Genomic DNA, 17247 nt, shown 5'->3' on the forward strand with positions numbered 1-17247 from the left:
TAATCAAAAAAAATAGAAAAAAAATTACCATCTGAAAGCTAGGAGTAATATTAGCTTATTAATTTTATGTATTTATTTGTGATATTGTGTGGTTCGAAAAAGCTATGTATATAAAAGGACTTTGAGGTGTTATTTATAATAGCAGACAGACAGATATTTAGAATGCTTGGTCGGTTTTTTGATAGTGGTTGATTTTAGTAAAAAACTGTAAGTTCAGAATGTTCAACAATATTTTTTAATGTTTGATCGAAATTGTATCCGTACTCAAAGCTAAAAAATCATCAAAAGCTGCCCCAACCTCAACTAACATATCATATTCCGATAGCTTGGGATCAATTTTATGCTTAGTTCTTAAGAATACAATGAATGAATCCAGTTTTGGTCCTTCAAGTTTTGTGAAGTACTGTAAGTTATCTCTTGACGTAATTTTATTGTAAAGAGCGCATTGCTTTTCTTTGGCTAAAGTATTGGCATACTGCTTTTGATCATTGTTTTTAATTTTACTTACCAGGCTCACAATTGAACCAAGTGAAGTGCCAAAAGTTCCGCTTTCTGCTTTTTGCTCAGCAAGGGCTCCTCTAACATCTATTGTAAATGGAAGTTTGTATTCGCCTGTTTCTAATAAAGGCATATTTGCAACTCTACTTCTAAAGGCAGCATATGATCTAAAGTGCACAACATTTACTTCATCCAGTGCGTAAGTTCTTGGGCTTACTCTCAGAATAAGTGTATCCGTATTCAGATTGTAATCAGTTAATGACCAACTGTTCAAATCGTACCCCATACATCGAAACAAAAGAGTGTCTGTAGTGGATACATCCATTCTAAAAACTCCATCATTATTGGTTTCTTTACCCAGGCCAGTTTTACTGTTAGCAATAAAGGCAAAAGGAACTGGTGTATTACTGTTTTCCTCCAGAACTTTAGCCAATATGCTTTTGTTGGTTTGGGTTTGAGCAATGCCATTGCTAATAACTACTAAGCAAACCGCCAGTATAATATAGATTCTTTTTCCCTTCATTATTGGTTCGATTCGTTCTGATATTGCTTATATAAATACATTACTTTATTGGTAATGGATGTTTCGTTATCTCCTTCATTAAGAGAGATATTTAGGTTGCAATATATTAAAAAATTGTCCAGCTCCTGACCTTCAAAAGAGGTTATTTTCTGAACCAGTTCTCTGGTTAGACGACTTCTTATCTTATCTTCCTGCACTTGCTTTAGCGATTTTACTCTTTGTCGTTCTTTTGGGCTCGCATAGTAATAGATAAAGTTGACTGGTTGAAATATGGCTGCAATAATGGGAGGCTTTTCATTATATATTGGTCTGGCGTGAGCTAAAGAGTCGAAGGGCTTAGTGTTGCGAAATGACGGATCCAACTCCTTTTGTTTTTCACGTATCTCAACTAATTTATCTGTAAATTGATGGTATTCTTTAAATGCGGAGACATTCACTTCATCTAATTCATAGTGAATAGGCTGAAGTTTGATTATTTTAATTTCTGAATCCTGATTTAGCAATGAGTCTAAATAAATTATTTTAGAGATATAACCAAGTGCTAATACCTTAATGCTATCTCCGGCAGGAAAGTTAACTTTAAATGTGCCCAGTGAATCGCACGCAAACATTAAGCTGCGTTTGTAACTTCCAACTTGTGTATTGGGAATAGGTTCGTTGCTTTTGGCGTCAACTACCCTCCCGTGAATCCAATTCTCGTATTTATGCTGAGCATTTATTTGTATGCTTAAAAATAATAGAATATAGATAAGCGTAAATAGTAAATTTATTCTCATTGGTTGGGGTAATTACCTATACAAGATAATGCAAATTGTTTTTGTAGGGTTGCCTGATAATTGAATTAATTGTTTTTGAACGCTAAGCAATAAGTTTTAAAATATTAACATCAATGGATGAATTGGTTAAAATCAGACGAAGTAGTCCTTTTAGGGTTGATTACTTATTTATAAGCTTTATTTTTGCAGCAAAATTTTAAAGTCATCAAATATGAGCGATTTGAAAAATATGATTGAACAAGCTTGGGAAGACCGAAGCTTATTAAATAATGCTGAAACTGTTGAAGCAATTAAAACAGTAGTTGAAAAACTAGATAAAGGTGAGTTGCGCACCGCTGAGCCAAATGGCGACGAGTGGATTGTAAATGAGTGGGTGAAAAAAGCTGTAATCTTATATTTCCCAACTCAAAAAATGGAAACTATTGAAGTGGGACCCTTTGAATTTCATGATAAAATTGCCTTGAAGAAGGATTATCAGAAATTAGGTGTACGCGTAGTTCCTCATGCCGTAGCACGTTATGGAGCATTTATTGAAAGTGGAGTTGTTATGATGCCTTCATATGTAAATATTGGTGCGCATGTAGAAACTGGAACAATGGTGGATACCTGGGCAACGGTTGGTAGTTGTGCTCAGATTGGTAAGAATGTTCACTTAAGTGGTGGTGTTGGTATTGGAGGTGTTTTGGAGCCTGTTCAGGCTGCACCGGTAATTATTGAAGATGATGCTTTTATCGGATCGCGTTGTATTGTGGTAGAAGGTTGTCGTGTGGGTAAAGAAGCTGTGTTGGGTGCCAATGTTGTATTGACAGGATCAACTAAGATAATTGATGTTACAGGTGATGAGCCGATTGAATATAAAGGATATGTTCCTCCTCGTTCTGTAGTTATCCCAGGTTCATATACTAAGAAATTCCCTGCCGGAGATTTTCAGGTTCCGGCTGCCTTAATTATTGGTAAGCGTAAAGAATCAACGGATAAGAAAACTTCGTTAAACGATGCATTACGCGAAAATAATGTAGCTGTTTAATTTTCGATTAATAGATTTATATTGGGCCAATAACTGGCTTAATCAAGAAATATAAAACCGTTGGGCTTACGCTTGGCGGTTTTTTTGTGTGATATTTTTAAAGGAAAAACATTATTTTTGCATCAAATACCTGATTATGGATACTAATGATATTTTAATTAAGATTAGAAAGATCGTTCGGTCTGTTGACATTGAATCAAAAAAGATTCAAAAAGAATATGGTGTAAGTATTCCACAGGTACTTTGTCTTAACTTTCTGCACGATTCTCCTAATTACCAGGCTACACAAGGTGAGATTCGTAAGTTCTTAAATTTAAACTCCTCAACAGTTAGCGGTATCATAAACAGACTGGAAAAGAAAGGCTATTTGGCTCGTTTGCCCAAAACTGGTGATAAAAGGGTTGTAAATATTGCTTTAACTTCGGCAGGTGATACTTTGTTGGATAGGATTCCGGCACTACTGCACGAGCAATTATCCGAAAAGCTTCAAAATTTGGAACCATCCGAATTTAAAAAAGTGGAGGATAGTTTAGATACCTTAGTAACACTTCTTGATATTGAAAAAATTGAAGCATCTCCTTTATTCACAATGGATATCAGCCTCGAGAATAACGAGGATGAAGTGCTTGAATAATCATAAATTTTAATTAAGAATCTTTTAAAATAATCTGAATATCTTCATTTTGTTTTAGAATTGTTATTTTCTTTTCCTAATTTTGTTCGCATAGAAACTAAATACACTTCAGGCTATCAAATTTAGTATTATTCATTAATAATTACAGTCGGTAAAACCCAGAAAATCCGACTTTTCAAAAAATCATTTTATTAACCTTTTGTATATTTTTGCCTGAAAAGTGTTGTATACAAAAAGACAAGAAGAATATTCTATGATTTACAACAGCGCACAAAAAGAGATTGCAAATAAGATTGCTACATCATCAAAGCTTTCTAATTGGAAGGATTGGAGATGGCAATTGAAACATTCAATAAGATCACTGGAGAAATTTGAATTCTTAACCGGAATTAAGTTTGATGATACTGAAAGAAAGGAGTTAGAGAAAACATTTGAGAAATTCCCCTTATCCATCACTCCTTATTATTTGTCGTTAATTGATAAAAGTAACTTTCGACACGACCCCGTTTTTAAGCAGTCTTTTGGGAGTGTTGATGAGCTAACTACTTTGCAATCAGAATTGGAAGATCCATTGTCGGAAGATAAAGACAGTCCGGTAAGAGGCATTACTCATCGCTATCCCGATCGTGTTTTATTTCATGTAAGTAATGTTTGTTCAATGTATTGCCGTCACTGTACTCGTAAGCGTAAAGTGGGTGATGTGGACTTTGTTCCATCATACGATGAATTGAAGGAGGGAATTGAGTACATTAAAAGAACACCTCAGGTGCGCGACGTATTATTATCGGGTGGCGACCCTTTTATGTTACCCGACGATAAGATTGATTGGTTGCTATCTGAAATAACAAAAATACCACATGTAGAATTAGTTCGTATAGGAACTAGAATGCCTGTTGTATTACCTTATAGAATCACGGATGAGTTGATTTCGATATTGAAAAAATACCAGCCTGTTTGGATTAACACGCATTTTAACCATCCAAATGAAATCACTGCCTCTGCAAAAGAGGCTATAAGAAAATTAGCTGACGGAGGTTTCCCATTAGGTAATCAGTCGGTATTGTTGGCTGATGTTAATGATTGTCCGCGTATTATGAAAACCTTATTGCATAAGTTGGTTAAAAACCGTGTACGTCCGTACTATCTATACCAATGTGATTTATCAGAAGGACTATCTCATTTCCGTACTCCAATCGGAAAAGGAATTGAAATTATGGAAAGTCTTGTGGGGCATACCAGTGGATTTGCTCGTCCAACCTATGTGATTGATGCTCCTGGTGGAGGAGGTAAAATTCCGGTTATGCCTAATTATATTATTTCGTGGTCGACTAATAAGGTGGTGCTTAGAAATTATGAAGGGGTGATTACAACCTATAAAGAGCCGGATAGCTACGAGCCAAAGATGTGTGATAGAAATTGCGAGGAATGCGATTTGGAACTAAAAATATCTGAGAAGGATGAAGAATTGGAAGCTGTTGGTATTGAAAAGCTACTGGCTGATAACGATGATACAATTTCGTTAGTTCCGGAGAATAATGAACGTTTTCAAAGGAGGGATGATAATGAGTGATACCATTGAAGTAATGGGACAAAAGTCCTTAATTCAACATGGAAAACACAATAATAGAATATATTTAATGAAATTAGACTTGCAGGAGGCAGAGCAGGTAATTGATCAGCTCTCCGATCTTGCTCGTCAATATGGATATACCAAAATATTTTGCAAAGTACCTAAGCAGGTTGCTCCTTTGTTTATAGCAGATGGTTACCTGATGGAGGGACAAATACCACATTTTTATGAAGGTGAAAACGATGTTTGCTTTATGGCTAAGTTTCTTAGTTCAGATCGTATCCTTCATATCGAAAAAGATCAATTGAGTGAATTAAGTTCTTTGCTTCAGGAAAATCCGGGTTCGAAACTAAACTTCGATTCCAGAGCTTCGGAATATGAAGTTAGAAGACTGACCGAAGATGATGTTGATGAGATTGTAGGTATTTACAAGGAGGTATTTAAGACTTATCCTTTTCCTATTCATGATCCGGAATACATTCGTCAAACCATGACAGAGAATGTACAGTATTATGGAGCTGTTAAAGATGGGGTAATAGGGGCCTTGGCGTCATCAGAAATTGATTTTAAAGGTAAGAATGCTGAAATGACAGACTTTGCCACAGGAGGTATTCATAGAGGTAATGGTTTATCAACAATGCTGTTATCGGCAATGGAAAAGGAAATGAAGAAGCAGGGAATATTCACCTTGTATACCATCGCCAGACTTAACTCAGTTCCGATGAACAAAACCTTTATCAGAGCCGGTTATACCTATTCTGGTACGCTGGTGAAGAATACCAATATTGCAGGTACTATTGAAAGTATGAACGTATATTTTAAACACATATAAAATCATGTCTAAAACACTATGCCCTTACGCAAAAGATTGTCCTGTATTCAAGGGAAAAGAGGATACGGGAAAAGTACCGTTAAACATTTATCGAAATGTGTTTTGTTACAGAGGCATGGGTGGATGGACTAACTGTAGTACTTATAATAATAACTCAAAAACAGATTAATTAATGGCAGAAAAAAAACTTCTAAAATTATCGACGATTCCAGAGAGAGAGAAAAGAGTTTTAAAGTTTTTACATGAAAACGGAAGCTGTATGTATGGAAATATTTTTAAGGAATTAAAGATCCCTCCAACTAAAGGTTCCGAAATCATTTTGTCATTGACTTACAAAGGGTATATTAAAAATGTGGGTAAAACTTCACATTATCAATTGGATGTAGAGTTGCAGAATTGAGAAAATAAAAATTTAAGGGATGGAACAAATACTTAGATCTGTAACCATGCTTTTGGTGTTACTCAATCCTTTTCTGATCATTGTTTATCTTATTGATATTGTAAAGAAAAAGCCAAAGGATATTTTTCGACAAATCATGTTCAGAGCTTCTTTAATTAGCTCTGTGGTATTTTGTTTATTCGCCTTATTGGGCGATACCATTTTTAAGTCGGTATTTAATGCCAGCTTTGCTTCGTTTCAGATTTTTGGTGGCGTTATTTTTCTGCTTACAGGTATACAATTTGTATTTAAAGGAAGTGCTTCCATCGAATCATTACGAGGAGAATCGAAATATGTGGCCGGTGCCATTGCAATGCCCATATTTATTGGTCCCGGAACTATTAGTTATAGCGTTTTTATAGGAGAACGATTAAATAAATTACACGCAGTTATTGCTATTGTGTTGGCAGTGGCTTTGTGTAGCACCATCATCCTTTTTCTTAAATACCTGCACGATAAAATACATCAACAAAAAGAAGAGCTGATAGAGCAATACATCGATATTGCCGGACGTGTTATTGCTCTTTTGATCGGTACTGTATCCATTGAATTGATTATGGATGGACTCGATCATTGGCTTAAAATTATTGGATAAATGCATATTGTAGATATACTGATTTTTTGTACCTACCTCATTGCTATGCTTGGGGTAGGTTTTTATTTCATGAAGAAGAATAATTCTACCGATGACTATTATGTTGGAGGAAGAAAACTAAGTAGTCTTCATATTGGCTTGTCGGTGGTGGCAACTGATGTTGGAGGTGGCTTTTCCATTGGTTTGGGTGGCCTTGGTTTTACTATGGGATTATCCGGAAGCTGGTTGCTTTTTACGGGCTTGTTAGGTGCTTGGTTAAGTGGAGTTCTGCTTATTCCAAAAGTATCGGACCTGGCACGTGAGAAAGGATTTCTTTCCTTTCCTCAATATCTTGAGCACGTATTTGATAAGCGGGTGGCTTTGCTGGCAGGATTAATTTCAGCTATTGGATATATTGGTTTTACCAGTTCTCAGATATTGGCTGGAGCTAAACTGGCATCGTCTACTTTTCCAGCTCTCAGCATCGATCAGGCATTATTAGTGATGGGTACCGTAGCGGTAGTTTATACCGTTTTGGGTGGACTAAAAGCTGTTATCTATACCGATACTATTCAGTGGATTGTACTAATGGGTGGTTTGATATTGGTTGGACTTCCTTTTGCTTATACTGAAATAGGAGGGATGGAAGCCATACAAAATACTTTAGCCCCTTCTTTTTTAAGTCTGAAAGCCGTTAGCTGGCAAAAGATAGTAAACTGGATGTTTACTATTATTCCTATTTGGTTTATCGGAATGACATTATATCAGCGCATTTATGCTGCCAAAGATACCAAAACAGCTCAACGAGGCTGGTTTATTGCCGGTTTGTTCGAATATCCAATTATGGCTTTTATTGGTGTACTACTGGGTATGTTTGCTCGTGTAGCTCTTGAAAATAATCAATTACCCGGATATACTTTTACCAATCTCGATGCGGAGATGGGATTACCAGTATTGCTAAAAACCATCTTACCAGTGGGTTTTTTGGGGATTGTTTTATCAGCCTATTTCTCGGCAATTATGTCAACAGCAGATAGCTGTTTGATGGCAGCTTCTGGTAATATCTTAACCGATGTGTTGAAGAAACATAAGGCAAAGAAAAGTCTGCGATATTCGCAATTACTTACCTTATTAATAGGAGTGGTCGCTCTTTCGCTGGCTTTAATAAAGACTAGTGTACTCGATATGATGCTACATTCCTATTCGTTTATGGTTTCAGGAATGATTGTACCTGTGTTGGCAGCCTTGTTTACCAAACAAACCAGCTCGGTTGCAGCTCTTGCTTCTATGGTAACCGGTGGTTTTACAACTTTAACTTTAATACTTTCCGGAGTTACATTGCCATTAGGGTTAGATGCTAATATATATGGTATAGCGGGTGCTTTACTGGTATATGTAGCAGCCAGTAAAATTGATGGAAAATAAGATTTGTTCTGCCGGGAAAACTCTTTTGGACTAGAAACAAAATAGAACACTATGGGGTGTATCAAGTCAAAAGTAAAAGTTAAACACTTATCGCTACGCACTTTCTAATTGCTTCGGTCTTCCGTCTCCGGTCTTCTTACATATTATATAGGCAGAAGAATATTTAAGTGAATGATAAAGGCACTATGCACTTCTTACTATGCACTGTAACATATTGTATCGGACTGTGGACTTTGCTCTTCGCACTTTTTTTATTTCAAAAGTTAAAAGTCAAATTTCAAAAGCATTGCACTTTTTATTTCTTGAAATTATATGGTCAGTAGTCAGTAAAGAGTATCAAGACATAAATATTAAAATGATTATGTATTTGTAAATCGCTAATGGTTTTTAATCACTATGCACTTGTTTCGGACTTCGGACTCTGACCTTCGGACTGTTTAAATTTAAAAGCGGTGTACTTTATTACTACTTCAGTCTTTCGTTTCTTTTCAGCAGGCAGTACGTGCAGGCCCTAGCCTGAGATGTCATAGGTATACTGTTTTAAATAGAATAGTACCTAACACGCATTAAACCTAACTACTATGAAACTAAAAAAGGCATTTTTAGTGCTTTGTGCTTTTGTCTTGTCATGTTTAACGTCTTATTCTCAAGAAAAAAAGAATGTAAAAGAAGAATCCTATCAATCTCCTTCCAAAGCTGCTCTTTATTCAGCTATCATTCCCGGTGCCGGTCAGGTTTACAACAAAGCCTATTGGAAAGTGCCTGTTGTGTATGCCGGTATCGGTATGTTTGGATATTTTATTTGGTTTAATAACAAGTTTTATCACGAATACCGCAATGCGTATCGCGACTTTGAAATACGTGATCCTAATAATACATCCTACCTAAAATACGTAAAGAATGGTTGGCAGAATGTTGATATTTATGGCAGCCACGAAAAAGAGTTCGAGAGTGCTTTAAAAAATAAGGTTGATCATTATAAACGCTATCGCGATTTTAGTTATATAGGAATGGCGACCTGGTACGTTCTACAGATTGTAGAGGCAAGTGTTGATGCCCATTTTTCACAATTCTCGGTGAGTGACGAACTAACTATTCATTTAAGTCCCTATTCAAAACCTGTAAATAATACATCTAATTTAGGTTTACAGGTATTGCTTACTTTTTAAAAAAAGAAAAATAACGAATGACACAGATTATTGAATACACCCTCATTCTGCTCAGGATATGCAAAAAATTACTAAAGGGAGAGTGAACCATGCTCATTATTTCAAATAATATTGCTCAGGGGAGTGGCCATATTGCTTGTTGAGCGTGAGATATTGCTCGGTAAATTTAATATTTTACTCAGGGAGATTGAGAAATTACTAATGGGACGCATAAAATCGCTCATTATTTCAAAAAAAACGACCAAAAAGGTGGTGCTAACAGGTAATTGATTGGTGATTTCTACTTGTGGAGATTAATATTTTACCGATTGAGATTGAGAAATTACAAGAGAAGTGGTTTAATTCTTACGAGAGATCAGAAAAAGATTGCGAGAATACCTTACCATTAAACGAGAAGTGGTCAAAATTATCAGAGAGAATGAAAATATTAAACGAGAACTATAAAAAGTCCCCGTGAGCTGGTAAAAACTTCCGGGGGATAGTAAAATAAAGGGTTTTGTGAAAGTATAGTCCTATGTGGGCCATTGCCCTTTCTACCTTACTTTTTGCATTGATGCATCCTACATTGGCTCAGTTGCCATCGGCTATTATATTTAGTGCATTGTTTGGCTTTGCTTTTTATAAAACCAAAAGTATAGGATTGACAATTGTTTTGCATTTTGTGGCAAACACGTCATCGTTACTTATTAAGTACTGGTTGCTAAGTTAGCTTTAGATTGTTAAATAAATAGATTATAAATGAAGTACAGAGCATTAACAATAAGTGCATGCATATGGTTGGTAGTATTTTTGATGATTAAAGTCTACCGACCCTATATTTTTTCAAATGGCATCAACGATTATTATATGGCAGGTTCATTTCCCAGTGTTTTATATCCGACAGGGGTCTTTTTTTTCGGATATCAAATTTGGTATAAAAAGATTACGGTAAAAAAACTTTTGTGGGCCACCATTTGGGCTGGTTACATTTTTGAATTAGCTGATGTGTTAGTACCCCCTCATAACATAGATATCCCCGATTTAATAGCCCTAAGTATTGGCTCAGCTCTCTGTTATTGGCTGGTGATGAATAAAAAAGTGCAGGCTTTTTTACTAAGTCAACGCAACCCATTGTTTATAAATGCATCTTTCATCAAAACAAACCACAAATTGCACATGATGAAAAATCTAACCATTACGTTATTTGCCTTATTAAGCCTGATGGCTTGCAGTAAAGAAAACGAAAAACCCGTTATTGAAGAAACTCCGTTTGCTACCGCGTGTCCTGTTGATTATGTATTTATTACGGAGAACGGTAATAGTCTGATTGATTTGGATCAATCCGAAACTTTTCCTGCTATCTTTTCGATTGATCCATCAGAAATTGACAGGCAAGAGGTTTTAGAGTATCAAAACAAGTTTTATTATAACGGAAATGCCAATGAGGTTTGGTATAATGCAGACCTGGATAAAAACATGTGGAGCACTGTTATTTATGGAATGGTTCCTAAAACTGAAGCAAAATCATTTATAGGGTTTAATAATTTTGATACTGATAGCATTACAACCGTTACCAGCTATTCTGCCGAGTGTATAGGTGCCCAATATTGTGTTACTATCCATGAGGTGTATTACAATCAAACATTAGTTTATTCCGATGGTACTTTATCGGATGAACTTACTCCCGACTATGTACAAATTGTAAAAACAGAAAGTGAAACCGAAGTGCATCTATAGTTGAAAAAATAAAGCCAATGGCTGTTAGATAATAGCTGTTGGCTTATTGTATGATTTAGTTAATTGTAAATAAACAGCTGCCTATTGCCTGAAAATCTAACTAACTAATCATATCTTGCAGGCTCAATTGTAAGTCATCCATTATGCACGACGATTTGAAGAAAGCCCTGGAGGTATTACGTAACGGGGGCATTATTTTATATCCAACGGATACTATTTGGGGAATTGGCTGTGATGCCACCAACGAAGAGGCCGTAAAGCGAATATATGAACTTAAACAACGTACCGATTCAAAAAGTATGTTGGTATTGCTCGATAATACGGCTAAGCTGGCTTCGTATGTAAATGATATTCCGGAGGTGGCTTATGATATGGCTGAGCTAACCAATAAACCGCTGACTATTATTTATGATGATGCTAAAAATCTGGCTAAAAATCTGATTGCCCAGGATGGTAGTATTGGTATTAGGATTACTGAAGAGGAGTTTTCAAATCAATTATGTGCCCGTTTTAAAAAGCCTTTAGTAAGTACTTCAGCTAATGTAAGCGGTGAAGATTCTCCACAGCAATTTGATCAGATTAGTGAGGTTATTAAAGAGGGTGTTGATTATATTGTTGAATTTCGTCAGGAAGAAACAAAAAACCCTGCTCCATCAAGTATTATTAAAATTGGTAAGGGAGGAGAGATAAAGATTATACGGGAATAAGCCGTTAGCCATCAGCTACTAGCTATTAGCTTAAAAATTATGCAAGAAATTATATTCCACCACAGCACTTCGGTGCAGATACGTTTTAACGATATTGATTCATTCGGACATGTGAATAATGCAACCCTTCAGGAGTATTTCGACCTGGGGCGCATGCATTATATTCATGATGTGTTTGGTGATAACTTTTTTAAAAGAACTCAGGCCTTAATCATAGCTTCTATTCATACCGATTTTGTTTTACCCGTGTTCCTAAAGGATCGGATTGAGGTAAAAACAGCCATTGTAAAGTTGGGTAACAAAAGCCTTGAAATGGAACAGCATATTATTGATACGAAAGATAACAGTACAAAGGTGATATGTAAATCGGTAATGGTGGCTTTCGACACTAAAATGCATCAGTCCATTGAGATGTTGCAAGAATGGCGCGAGAAGATTGCTGAGATGGAGAAATGGTTTTAGATGTTTAATTGTTGATTTGTGAATTTGTTGAACTGGCAATTAAACAAATAAACAGTTCAACAACTAAACTATTCAAGGTCAATCAATCCTTCTGGTAATTCAAAAATTATAACTTCGTTTTCGTCGTCGATATTCACAATAAAATCTTCAACGATGGGGATTAATATTTCACGGCCTTCAAATTCGATTTCAAAAAGCGGATTATTCGAGATGTCTTTAATGGCAACAATTTTACCTAAGGGGCCAAATCCTACTACTTGAACTGAATACCCAACCAACTGATAGGCCGAAAAAGCATCGCCTTCTGAGTCCTCATCAATATTTTCTTTTTTAACAAAAACGCGGGCATCCATCAGTCGCTCCATTTCTGTTTCTTCTTTGGCCAGTTCCAGTTTAACCAGCACGTCAGTTTTATTTTTTTCGCGCGCTTCTTCCATGAAAAAAGGAACTAATCCGCCGTCTAACTCAATAAACAAGAACTCGGTATCTATGTGGTCAATCGTAAATTCGTCAAACAAACGAACCACTAATTCACCTTTAATACCATGTGTTTTCACAATTAATCCAACTTGTTTACACTCGTGCTTGTCAATCATCGTTATTGAGTTTTTTGCAAAAGTAAGGATTCTATAATAGATCAATAGGTGTTATTCTTATTTTTTGTGATTAACCGAAGCCGTCAGTCCGAAGTCCGCCACTGGGTGTGACAGCTTAGCCTTTATTCCAATAAGTACAATTAGCCTCCTATGTCTTCTATCTCCGGTCTTCTGTCTTCATTAAAAAAGGTCTTAATACTTCAAAATACTACTGACCACAGACTAATTACTAACCAACTATTACTACTTTTAAGTCTTCAAAAACTAAAATACAATTCAACTATGAGGGTTCATTTTATTGCAATCGGGGGAAGTGCTATGCATAATCTGGCTATTGCCTTACATCTGAAAGGATTTACCGTAACCGGTTCCGACGATGAGGTGTTTGAACCTTCAAAGTCCCGTTTGGCAGCTCATGGTTTATTGCCCAAAAAAGAAGGCTGGGATGAGATGAATATCAGCGATGAACTGGATGCAATTATTTTGGGTATGCATGCCCGAAAAGACAATCCTGAGTTGGTAAAAGCGCAACAATTGGGATTGAAAATCTATTCGTATCCCGAATATTTATACGAACAAACCAAAGATAAAACGCGTGTGGTTATTGGCGGAAGTCATGGTAAAACAACCACAACCGCAATGGTTATGCATGTGTTAAAAGCTTTGGGTAAGGACTTCGATTATATGGTTGGAGCTCAACTCGAAGGTTTTGATACCATGGTTCGCTTAACCAAAGATGCACCGATAGCTGTTTTTGAAGGAGACGAATATTTATCATCGCCCATTGATTTAACCCCAAAATTCCATTGGTACAAGCCTCAGGTAGCTATGTTAACAGGTATTGCCTGGGACCATATGAACGTATTTCCAACCTGGGAGAATTATATCAGTCAGTTTACCATTTTTGCCGACAGCATGCCTGATGATGCCACTTTGGTTTTTTTTAACGAGGATGAAGAGTTGGTTAAGTTGGGAGAGCATCAAAAAAGTAGGTTGAATGTTCAGGAATACTCGACCTTGCCTTACAAAAAGAAAAACGGAAAAGTAGTAGTTTTATGGGAAGGTAACGAATACCCTATGGCAATCTTTGGCGATCATAATCTGCAAAATATGAATGGTGCACGGTTGGTTTGTAATCAAATTGGCATTTCGGATGAAGAATTCCTATCAGCCATAAGTAATTTTGAAGGAGCAGCTAAGCGTCTTCAGTTGCTAGAGAAGAATGAAACAACTCATATTTATCTTGATTTTGCTCATTCACCATCTAAATTAAAAGCAACTACCAACGCTATGAAGCAACAATTTTCTGATCGCAAATTAATTGCTGTGATGGAGTTGCATACATTTAGTAGTTTGAACAAAAAATTCTTACCTCAGTATAAACATACAATGGAAATGGCTGATCAAGCTGTTGTTTTTTATAATCCGGAAGTGTTAAAACATAAGCAATTGCCCGATCTTTCGAAACAGGAAGTTAGTGAAGCCTTCGATCAGGATGGCTTGTTGGTGATGACGCAATCAGATGAGTTAGTAAGTTGGTTAAAAGAGCAAGATTTAACGAATTCAAATTTACTAATTATGACATCAGGTAACTTCTCGGGTGTTGATTTGAAAAAGCTGGCTGCTGAACTGATCTAAGACTGTTGAGGTGTTTGATGGTTCGCTTGATACCTATATGGTTGTGAAACGAATCTGGAATTCAATAAAAAAATAAAAAAAGCTTGTAACTTATTGTAATATCAAGGCGTCCTATTTATCGTAGCATTAAGTTGCTGTAAAATTGAATATTAATTAAAATACCCCTTGATATGAGAAATGTATTCAGAAGCGGTTTGTTTTTGTTATCAACAATCGTTTTAGTCCTTTCTGTTTCGTGCGTAGAGGCACAAAATTTAATCGACAAAGTTGATGAAACTTATAGTAATGTCACTTCGGTGGAAGTTGAAGGTTCTTTTTGTTCTGTTAAAATCGTTGGAGGATCTTCTAATGATGTAGACTTTTCCGGAGAGATTCTGTCATCGCGCGATTATGAAATGAAGATTCGCCATAATATGAGTGGAGGAACTTTGCGTGTTTGGATAGATCGTCCAAGGTCAATCAGTGGAAATATTAAAGGTAAACTGGAGTTTAGGGTTCCTGAGAACACCAATATTATGGTGGATAATTCAAGTGGAAGCGTAAGCGTTGAAGGTATTGGTCAGAGCAATGTAAGACTAAAAGCCTCTAGTGGAAGCATTCGAGCACGAGATATCAATTCCGATTTAAGTGCAACAGCATCATCCGGAAGCTTATCTATTGAAGGAATAGGTGGTGATGTGCGAGCAGGAACATCATCTGGTTCACAACGTATTAATGGCGTTAAAGGAAATCTGAAAACAAAAGCATCTTCAGGTAGCTTAAAAGTTGAGAATGTGGGCGGTGATGTTGATTTGAATACTTCATCCGGAGGTCAGTCTATTCGCATGGTTGATGGTAATCTTTGGACTTCGGCTACATCAGGAAGCTTAAATATTGATGATGTAACAGGTGATGTAAAAGCCAGCACTTCATCCGGAAGTATAAAGTTAGATAGAGTCACAGGAGCTGTTAATCTTTCAAGTTCAAGTGGCAGCCAGCGTGGTACTAATATTAAATTAACCGGTGCATCTTATTTTAAAGCGTCGTCGGGTAGTGTAAGTATGGATTTATTGAATGATATGGAAGAATTGAGTTTTGCCTTGTCTGCTTCATCAGGTGGCTTAAACGCAAAAGGTAACACTGGCAGAAAGAAATTGGTTATTGATCGCGGTCCTATTAAGGTTGTGGGTAATACAAGTTCTGGAAGTCAGAATTACAGGTAAGTTTTGGTGATAAGTGATAAATAGAAAGTCCCTGTTGGAATTGCTTCCAGCAGGGACTTCATTTTTATAGGGGTAAAATGAGGTTCTAAATAAAGTAGACGGTTAACTATTAATAATAAACGACATATGAATTGGAATTATTGTCCTGCGTAAAATCAGCACCTTCAATTTCAATGTCGTTGTATTCCGTCCAGCTGCAGCAATCATCTGATTTACGGCTTGCGTCAACAGTTAGGGTAAACACTTCTTCATCCGCAAGAAACAATTTGGCTGCAATAATTTCTGTTTGCCATCCAATACTACCAATCATTATAACATTGTAATCGTTTTCATCAAGAAAGTCAAACTCAACATCCTCGTTGGTAGATTCATTGATCAGTCGAAGGTTATCAGGATTGGCCAGACCGGATGTGAAAATATTTACATCAGTTTCGGCATCTCTGATTTCAAAATAAAAAGGCGAAGGAGGTGTCATGCATGGATCGCATTCCTCTTTGCAGGAACTCAAAATGAATAGAGTAGTTACAAATAGAATTAGTTTGATTTTCATCTGTTTTTATTAGTTAAAGTAAAAGCCAAGTTTGATTGCCAGTCGGTTGTATTGATCATACAAAGTTGATTTATAATTCATATAAACCTCAGTTTTCTCAGTTTTTATTTCCTGATATTGATAACCAACTTCAGCTACCAATCCAAAGCCTGAATGGGTCCATATTCGTAGTCCTGCGCCACCGCCGTACCTTATGCCTCCCATTGAATTGTATTCGTAAGATGAAGTGTTTTTTCTGTCATCAATAGAGAAAGCCCATCCGCCATGAGTGAAAAGGTATGGAGCTTTCGGATTATTATTGAAGAAATATTGGAGTTCTGCATAAACCGGTAAAATGGCTTCCTGGTATAGTTCTATTCCGGTACCAAGGCCAGCAGATATTTTGGGAAGAATGTAGTATCCCATAGATGAGGTGAGCACAAAAGGTGCTTGCTCGTTGTTTGAAGAACTACCGGCCAGTATTCCAACGGTTGTTTTGTTAAAGAATCCTTTGTTAGTAATAGGTTGGCTGTTGTTTATTCTTTCTGCCTTCCCATTTACTTCAATCTTTTCAATTTCTTGGTTGCTCAGCATAAGTTCATGTGAGCCTGTTTGTATTTTTAAACCCTCATCAGGTATAATTTCCAGTATTTCGCACTTAATAACAGTGCCATTCTTAAGGTAAACGGTGCTTTTGTGCTTTTGAGCAAATACACTTAATGTACTGCAAAGAAGAACTATTAGAAGTAGGTTCTTTTTCATCGGTAAAGGGTTTAGATTCATTTACCCTTATGATGAAGATATGTGAAAAGGGTTGCGTATCAAATTATTTACATTCATTAAAAAAGTTGTTTTACAATTAAAGAATTTTTTTGCTAATGAATTCTTTGGGAAGTATTAATATATTGATAATAAGTGTATATGGTGGTT

At 36.3% G+C, this 17247-nt stretch carries 19 protein-coding genes; 14 read left to right on the forward strand and 5 right to left on the reverse strand.

Features of this window, described 5'->3' with window-relative positions; genetic code table 11:
• Positions 1 to 235: 235 nt before the first annotated feature.
• Together KEM10_RS01040 and KEM10_RS01045 are read right to left on the reverse strand one after the other, a co-directional pair.
• Positions 236 to 1021 (reverse strand): carboxypeptidase-like regulatory domain-containing protein, encoded by a 786-nt coding sequence (locus KEM10_RS01040; RefSeq protein ID WP_212212345.1) that lies wholly within the window; start codon positions 1019 to 1021, stop codon positions 236 to 238.
• Positions 1021 to 1797, reverse strand: coding sequence for a peptidase associated/transthyretin-like domain-containing protein (locus tag KEM10_RS01045; RefSeq protein ID WP_212212347.1), 777 nt, complete (start codon positions 1795 to 1797; stop codon positions 1021 to 1023). The genes KEM10_RS01040 and KEM10_RS01045 overlap by 1 nt, the downstream gene beginning before the upstream one ends.
• Positions 1798 to 2008: 211 nt before the next feature.
• On the opposite strand from KEM10_RS01045, the gene KEM10_RS01050 reads away from it, so the two are divergent.
• The 12 genes from KEM10_RS01050 (at position 2009) to KEM10_RS01105 (ending at position 12352) form a co-directional block, all read left to right on the forward strand.
• Complete coding sequence (locus KEM10_RS01050) at positions 2009 to 2824, forward strand: 2,3,4,5-tetrahydropyridine-2,6-dicarboxylate N-succinyltransferase (RefSeq protein ID WP_212212349.1); 816 nt, start codon at positions 2009 to 2011, stop codon at positions 2822 to 2824.
• 136 nt (positions 2825 to 2960) lie between these two features.
• Positions 2961 to 3458 (forward strand): MarR family winged helix-turn-helix transcriptional regulator, encoded by a 498-nt coding sequence (locus tag KEM10_RS01055; protein WP_212212351.1) that lies wholly within the window; start codon positions 2961 to 2963, stop codon positions 3456 to 3458.
• 253 nt (positions 3459 to 3711) lie between these two features.
• Complete coding sequence (gene kamA / locus KEM10_RS01060; RefSeq protein WP_212212353.1) at positions 3712 to 5028, forward strand: lysine 2,3-aminomutase; 1317 nt, start codon at positions 3712 to 3714, stop codon at positions 5026 to 5028.
• Positions 5021 to 5860: a putative beta-lysine N-acetyltransferase gene (gene ablB, locus KEM10_RS01065; RefSeq protein WP_212212355.1), complete on the forward strand. Its 840-nt coding sequence runs from the start codon at positions 5021 to 5023 to the stop codon at positions 5858 to 5860. The genes kamA and ablB overlap by 8 nt, the downstream gene beginning before the upstream one ends.
• Positions 5861 to 6032: 172 nt before the next feature.
• Entirely contained in the window at positions 6033 to 6260 is a 228-nt protein-coding gene (locus tag KEM10_RS01070; RefSeq protein WP_212212357.1) for a hypothetical protein, read from the forward strand.
• A 19-nt stretch (positions 6261 to 6279) separates the two neighbouring features.
• The gene (locus KEM10_RS01075) at positions 6280 to 6894 is read left to right on the forward strand and encodes a MarC family protein (RefSeq protein WP_212212359.1); all 615 of its coding nucleotides are present in this window, start codon (positions 6280 to 6282) and stop codon (positions 6892 to 6894) included.
• Positions 6895 to 8298, forward strand: a complete 1404-nt coding sequence (locus tag KEM10_RS01080) for a sodium:solute symporter family protein (RefSeq protein WP_212212361.1) — start codon at positions 6895 to 6897, stop codon at positions 8296 to 8298.
• Positions 8299 to 8879: 581 nt separating this feature from the next.
• Positions 8880 to 9467 (forward strand): DUF5683 domain-containing protein, encoded by a 588-nt coding sequence (locus KEM10_RS01085; protein ID WP_212212362.1) that lies wholly within the window; start codon positions 8880 to 8882, stop codon positions 9465 to 9467.
• Between the two features lie 514 nt (positions 9468 to 9981).
• Positions 9982 to 10176, forward strand: coding sequence for a CPBP family intramembrane glutamic endopeptidase (locus tag KEM10_RS01090; protein WP_212212363.1), 195 nt, complete (start codon positions 9982 to 9984; stop codon positions 10174 to 10176).
• Between the two features lie 29 nt (positions 10177 to 10205).
• Positions 10206 to 11183 carry a hypothetical protein gene (locus tag KEM10_RS01095; protein WP_212212364.1) on the forward strand — a complete coding sequence of 326 codons (978 nt, stop codon included), beginning with the start codon at positions 10206 to 10208 and terminating at the stop codon, positions 11181 to 11183.
• Positions 11184 to 11326: 143 nt separating this feature from the next.
• Positions 11327 to 11890 (forward strand): L-threonylcarbamoyladenylate synthase, encoded by a 564-nt coding sequence (locus tag KEM10_RS01100; protein WP_212212366.1) that lies wholly within the window; start codon positions 11327 to 11329, stop codon positions 11888 to 11890.
• A gap of 39 nt (positions 11891 to 11929) precedes the next feature.
• Positions 11930 to 12352, forward strand: coding sequence for an acyl-CoA thioesterase (locus KEM10_RS01105; protein WP_212212368.1), 423 nt, complete (start codon positions 11930 to 11932; stop codon positions 12350 to 12352).
• A gap of 68 nt (positions 12353 to 12420) precedes the next feature.
• Here the strand turns inward: KEM10_RS01105 and rimM are convergent, their stop codons facing one another.
• Positions 12421 to 12948, reverse strand: a complete 528-nt coding sequence (gene rimM, locus KEM10_RS01110; protein ID WP_212212370.1) for a ribosome maturation factor RimM — start codon at positions 12946 to 12948, stop codon at positions 12421 to 12423.
• A 282-nt stretch (positions 12949 to 13230) separates the two neighbouring features.
• On the opposite strand from rimM, the gene KEM10_RS01115 reads away from it, so the two are divergent.
• Positions 13231 to 14586, forward strand: coding sequence for a UDP-N-acetylmuramate--L-alanine ligase (locus tag KEM10_RS01115; RefSeq protein WP_212212373.1), 1356 nt, complete (start codon positions 13231 to 13233; stop codon positions 14584 to 14586).
• A gap of 170 nt (positions 14587 to 14756) precedes the next feature.
• Entirely contained in the window at positions 14757 to 15788 is a 1032-nt protein-coding gene (locus tag KEM10_RS01120; protein ID WP_212212376.1) for a DUF4097 family beta strand repeat-containing protein, read from the forward strand.
• Between the two features lie 109 nt (positions 15789 to 15897).
• Here KEM10_RS01120 and KEM10_RS01125 read toward each other — a convergent pair whose 3' ends face one another.
• Positions 15898 to 16338, reverse strand: coding sequence for a hypothetical protein (locus KEM10_RS01125; protein ID WP_212212379.1), 441 nt, complete (start codon positions 16336 to 16338; stop codon positions 15898 to 15900).
• Between the two features lie 9 nt (positions 16339 to 16347).
• Positions 16348 to 17079 carry a hypothetical protein gene (locus KEM10_RS01130; RefSeq protein WP_212212382.1) on the reverse strand — a complete coding sequence of 244 codons (732 nt, stop codon included), beginning with the start codon at positions 17077 to 17079 and terminating at the stop codon, positions 16348 to 16350.
• Between the last annotated feature and the right edge of the window lie 168 nt (positions 17080 to 17247).

The sequence above is a fragment of the Carboxylicivirga linearis genome (assembly GCF_018271995.1).
In the GTDB taxonomy this organism is placed as follows: domain Bacteria; phylum Bacteroidota; class Bacteroidia; order Bacteroidales; family Marinilabiliaceae; genus Carboxylicivirga; species Carboxylicivirga linearis.